Origin of the sequence: Holdemanella hominis, assembly GCF_014306155.1 — a bacterium.
Taxonomy (GTDB): domain Bacteria; phylum Bacillota_I; class Bacilli_A; order Erysipelotrichales; family Erysipelotrichaceae; genus Holdemanella; species Holdemanella hominis.
Genome location: NZ_JACRWH010000114.1, coordinates 1 through 1,467, shown reverse-complemented (window position 1 = coordinate 1,467; position 1,467 = coordinate 1). Strand labels below are relative to the sequence as shown.

At 34.3% G+C, this 1,467-nt stretch carries 2 protein-coding genes; both read left to right on the top strand.

Going from position 1 to position 1,467, the window contains the following annotated elements:
* Nucleotides 1-1,299, top strand: a 1,299-nt coding sequence (locus tag H8911_RS12110; RefSeq protein ID WP_186999834.1) for an IS91 family transposase, incomplete at its 5' end; no start/stop codon positions are given.
* Nucleotides 1,259-1,393 carry a hypothetical protein gene (locus H8911_RS12855; RefSeq protein WP_255466378.1) on the top strand — a complete coding sequence of 45 codons (135 nt, stop codon included), beginning with the start codon at nt 1,259-1,261 and terminating at the stop codon, nt 1,391-1,393. The genes H8911_RS12110 and H8911_RS12855, both read left to right, overlap by 41 nt.
* Nucleotides 1,394-1,467 lie beyond the last annotated feature (74 nt).

The window sequence follows — 1,467 nt, the reverse complement described above, 5'->3', positions numbered from 1 at the left end:
AATATCTTCTTCGATAATATTGACTACATTCGAAAACTAGATGCTTCCGGTAAAGCTCGTCCTTGCATTTTAGACAATGTAGAACGTTCTCTTCTTTGCCACACATGTTATCTTGGCTTTGATCAGTTTGAATGTACGGATTGTGACAACTGGAATATTATTCCACATTCTTGTCATTCAAGATTCTGTAATGCCTGTGGTGTTAAATATGCCAAACAGCTTGCAGCCAAAGCCACTTCTTTTTGTCTTGACTGCCCTCATAGACACATTGTCTTTACTATTCCTGAAGAACTTAGAAACTGGTTCAGACAGGATCGTACTCGACTCAATCTTTTGTTTGTTGCTTCCAGAAACACCATTTCCATTCTCACCAATAAATCTCTTGCCGATAAACTCAAAAAGAAAAAATTATCGGATACCCATTATATATTCAAAGACATTCCTGTTCGTAATGAATTTGGCATGATTGCCACTATACATACTTTTGGAAGGGACCTTAAATGGAATCCACACATCCATTGTCTTATTCCTGAATTGATCTATTCCTTTAAAAGGGATAAAATCAAAACATTTCATCATTTCAATTTCATTAAGCTTAGAAAAACATTTCAATTTGAATTAATCCGACTCATACAGGAAGCCGGTGGTTTAAAGAAACCTGAAGAAAAGAACAGACTATATAAAGACCACCCTAAAGGATTCTATGTCTATGCCAAATTCAAATCAAATGACAATGATTCCAACAATGCTTCATCTAATAAAAATAGTAAAGATATTCAAGGCTGTGTAAACTATTTCATCCGTTATGCCGGTAGACCTGCCATGGCTGAAAATAGAATCACAGAATACAATAAAGAATCAAAGACTGTCAGCTGGTTCTACAATGATCATAAGGATGAAAAACGTCATGATGTCACAGATAATGTGATCGACTTTATAAATCGTCTCATCATACATATACCAGACTACCATTTCTTAACCACTCGATATTATGGATTCTATGCCAATGCTTCTAAGAAAACTCTAGATAAAGTACATGCACTTCTTGGAATCAAAAAGAACAAGGATTATTCTCGTGAAACAAGAACTAAAGCTCTTAAAAACAAACTCAATAAATTGAAGTACCGCACTCATTTGATTGATTCTTTTAATAGAGACCCAATTCAATGTAAATGTGGAGCCATTATGCAGTATACTTATACATATAATCCATTGGAGGACAAGAGAAATGACAGAACATACAGAAAAAGATGTATTGATGAAATGTACAAAATGCGGTTACGAAGAAGAAGTACCTAGATGGTTAATCGATGAATTATTTCCAAATGAACCTGAAGAAAACTATATGATGCACTGCCCTGAATGTGATCATAAGATGATTGTAAAAAAATAATTCAGCAACTAAAAGGCAAATGCAAAATGTTGGCTATTACGATAGTCCTTTTTGTCGTTCCTCATAATCAACAA

Bases quoted from the DNA above. Each gene is read 5' to 3' on its own strand.
- H8911_RS12855 (WP_255466378.1), top strand. From the start codon at position 1,259: ATGAAATGTACAAAATGCGGTTACGAAGAAGAAGTACCTAGATGGTTA.